4 protein-coding genes are annotated in these 3,497 nt (G+C 55.5%); 2 read left to right on the forward strand and 2 right to left on the reverse strand.

From position 1 onward, the window contains the following. Positions 1-617: phosphoenolpyruvate carboxykinase (ATP) (locus RTY00_RS17535; protein ID WP_312665286.1), on the forward strand; the 617-nt coding region annotated here is incomplete at its 5' end. A 90-nt stretch (positions 618-707) separates the two neighbouring features. Here the strand turns inward: RTY00_RS17535 and envZ are convergent. Together envZ and ompR are read right to left on the reverse strand one after the other, a co-directional pair. Further along, positions 708-2,072 (reverse strand): two-component system sensor histidine kinase EnvZ, encoded by a 1,365-nt coding sequence (gene envZ / locus RTY00_RS17540; protein ID WP_312665287.1) that lies wholly within the window; start codon positions 2,070-2,072, stop codon positions 708-710. Then, the gene (gene ompR, locus RTY00_RS17545; protein WP_001157751.1) at positions 2,069-2,788 is read right to left on the reverse strand and encodes a two-component system response regulator OmpR; all 720 of its coding nucleotides are present in this window, start codon (positions 2,786-2,788) and stop codon (positions 2,069-2,071) included. Before ompR ends, envZ begins: the two co-directional genes overlap by 4 nt. Positions 2,789-3,300: 512 nt before the next feature. Between ompR and yjbE the strand changes: the two genes are divergently transcribed. Further along, on the forward strand, positions 3,301-3,497 hold a 197-nt coding region (yjbE, locus tag RTY00_RS17550; protein ID WP_312665288.1), incomplete at its 3' end, for an exopolysaccharide production protein YjbE.

A 3,497-nucleotide genomic window follows, 5' to 3' on the forward strand; every position in this document is an offset into this window, starting at 1 on the left:
ATCCGATCGAGCATATCGAGAACATCGTGCAGCCGGTGTCGAAAGCGGGCCATGCGAAGCGGGTGATTTTCCTTACCGCCGATGCCTTTGGCGTACTGCCGCCGGTTTCTCGCTTAACGCCGGAACAGACGCAATATCACTTCCTGTCTGGCTTTACCGCCAAACTGGCCGGTACCGAGCGCGGCGTTACGCAGCCAACGCCAACCTTCTCCGCCTGTTTCGGCGCGGCGTTCCTCACGCTGCACCCAACGCAATATTCCGACGTGCTGGTAAAACGGATGGAAGCGGCAGGTGCGCAGGCGTATCTGGTGAATACCGGCTGGAACGGCAGCGGCAAGCGCATTTCGTTGAAAGACACGCGCGCCATCATCAACGCGATTCTGGCCGGTGAGCTGGATGAGGTTGAGACTGAAACCTTGCCGGTGTTCAACCTGCAGATGCCTAAAGTTCTGCCGCAGGTGGATAGCGCGATTCTCGATCCGCGCCGCAGCTGGCCGACAGAAGCGGCCTGGCAGCAAGCCGCGCAGGATCTGGCGCAGCGCTTTATTACGAACTTCGAGAAGTATACGGATAACGACGCCGGGAAGGCGTTGGTGCAAGCGGGTCCGCAGTTGTAAGTTAAAATCTGATGGGGCATTTGTGCCCATCAGATTTTGTAAGGTGGGCATTTATGCCCACCTGGTCAATAACCGCAACATTCCCAATGATCACGAACTGTGATTAATACTCACCACCGCCGTACTGCTATTACCTTCCGGAATCGGCAACCAGGCACGAATCCGCAATCCGCCGCGATCGCTATCACCAATCTCCAGCGAACCTTCATGCGCATCGATAATACGCTGCACAATCGCTAAACCGAGGCCGGTGCCGCTGGTGCTGCGCGCGCTGTCGCCGCGCACAAACGGTTGGAACAGATGCTGAAGCTGATCCGGCTTGATGCCCGGACCATCATCTTCCACCTGGAACCATGCGCGGTTCAGCTCCTTGCCGCTGCTGACCTTAATCCATCCGTTGCCGTAACGCGCCGCGTTGACCACCAGATTCGCCAGCGCGCGCTTGATCGACAGCGGGTTGATATCCAGCATCAAATCCTCGGTCATCACCGCATTCTCAATCTCGCGCTCGTAGCCGCTCTCTGCTGCCACCACTTCGCCCAGCACGCTGTTCAGGTCGGCGCGTTCGGTCTGCATCTCCTGACCGGTGCGCAGATAATCGATGAACTGCTCGATAATCGCGTTGCACTCTTCGATATCTTTGTTGATCGACTCCGCCAGATAACCATCCTGCTCGCCCATCATCTCGGTAGCGAGACGAATGCGCGTTAGCGGCGTACGCAAGTCATGGCTGACACCCGCCATCAACAAGGTACGATCGTCGGCCAACTGCTTCACACCGGCCGCCATCTGGTTAAACGCCCGCGTCACCGAACGCACTTCCGACGCGCCGTATTCACGCAGCGGCGGCGGAATAATGCCTTTACCAACCTGTAACGCCGCATGCTCCAGATCCACCAAGGGTCGGTTCTGGATGCGGATAAACAGCCAGGCACCGCCAATCGCCAGCAGCATAATTGCTAGCGTGTAGCGGAACAGCGGTGAGAAGTCGCCCTGATGGATTTCGGTGAGCGGCACGCGTACCCAGATATCTGGCGACAGCCAGGTTTTCAGCCACACCACCGGCGAGTTTTTATTCACCTCGACACGGACATCGGTGGGACCGCCCAGCTGCTGGCCCATCTGCTCACTGAGGAATTCGTAATGTTGCGCCCAGCGCAAACCGCTCTCTTCCGCCGCCGCGTTGGTATACAACGAGATGCCCAGCTCACGATAAATTTCGCGTCGGAAGGCCGGCGGCACTTCCAACTGAGTTCCATCTTCCAGCTGCAGCCGATCGGTCATCAACATACGTACTTCGTACGCGAGGACCTTATTGAACTGCTGCAAGCTGGGAAGAATGGCGAAATTGAGCACCACCAAATAGGTTGTTACCAGGCTGACGAACAGCAAGGTAACAATCAATAACAAGGTGCGGGCAAACGAACTGCGGGGTGAGAAGCGCAATCGCCTCATGCTTTGCTGCCGTCCGGAACGAATACGTAGCCAAGACCCCAAACGGTCTGAATGTAACGTGGATGCGCTGGATCTTCTTCCACCATGCGACGCAGACGCGAAATCTGCACGTCGATGGAGCGTTCCATGGCGCTGTATTCACGGCCACGTGCCAGGTTCATCAGCTTATCGCGTGACAGCGGCTCGCGTGGATGGCTCACCAGCGCTTTCAGCACGGCAAACTCACCGCTGGTCAGCGGCATCGGCTCATCTTCACGGAACATCTCGCGGGTGCCGAGGTTCAGCTTGAACTTACCGAACGCGATAACCGCTTCTTCCTGCGAAGGCGCGCCTGGCAATTCATTGGCCTGACGACGCAGTACGGCACGAATACGCGCCAGCAACTCACGCGGGTTAAACGGTTTCGGAATGTAGTCGTCCGCGCCGATTTCCAGACCGACGATACGATCCACTTCCTCGCCTTTCGCGGTGACCATGATGATCGGCATCGGGTTGCTTTGACTGCGCAAACGGCGGCAGATAGACAAACCATCTTCGCCCGGCAACATCAAATCAAGCACCATCAAGTGGAAGGATTCGCGGGTTAACAGTCGGTCCATTTGCTCGGCGTTGGCAACGCTACGCACCTGAAAGCCCTGCTCGGTGAGATAGCGCTCCAGCAACGCACGCAAACGCATATCATCATCGACGACCAGAATTTTGTAGTTCTCTTGCATGTTCAACTCCCAAAGGCGCCATTGCCTGAGCCAATATTGTTAAAAAAAGAGGCCTCAGTGTGACAGTCATTAATGGTTTATATTCTAGCCGAAATTGTTACAAAGCATATTAAACAGCAGCTTATATTTATTTTTAGCCCTGAAATGCGCTTCGCTTCGCGTTTTTTATCTGTGCTTTCAAGCCGCTTAGCGCTTATCTGAAAATTTGCCGCGTTTTCTTTCTGTTACTGGTTCATGACAAAAAATCCCGCCGCTAGAGAGGCGCTCAGGGCGATTTGGCTTAAGGTGATGGTGCAGAATAGGCCTGAGTTGTGGTGATGGCAGCATAAAATAGGGCATTTCTCTTCCGGAATGCGCATCTGTTTTCGGAACAATGCCTTGCCGATTAAAAACAAGGCCAGCGTTAAATTAATTCCTACAAATCAATCAGTAATCTCCGCTTTCCTCCATTCCCGCGATCTCCGACACTGGATTCGTACCTGTTGTTATTGAGTTCATGTGGAGAGAGAAAAATGAAAAAAACGGTAATTCTGCTGGGCGCACTGGTACTGACCAGCTTCACTCAGGTTCAGGCGGCCACCAGCGCGGGCGAAGCGGCTGGGGCGCAGGCATCCACCACGGCGAAGGGTAACTCAGACGCGATCGGTGTTGGCGCAGTCGGCGCACTGCTCGGCGTGGCGCTGGCAACCATGGGCGGCGGCGATAAAGG

This window comes from Pantoea sp. CTOTU49201, from assembly GCF_032054795.1.
Classification (GTDB): Bacteria; Pseudomonadota; Gammaproteobacteria; order Enterobacterales; family Enterobacteriaceae; genus Pantoea; species Pantoea symbiotica.

Excerpts from the sequence above, each read along its gene's own strand:
- ompR (WP_001157751.1), bottom strand. The coding sequence starts at position 2,788 with ATGCAAGAGAACTACAAAATTCTGGTCGTCGATGATGATATGCGTTTG.
- envZ (WP_312665287.1), bottom strand. The coding sequence starts at position 2,072 with ATGAGGCGATTGCGCTTCTCACCCCGCAGTTCGTTTGCCCGCACCTTG.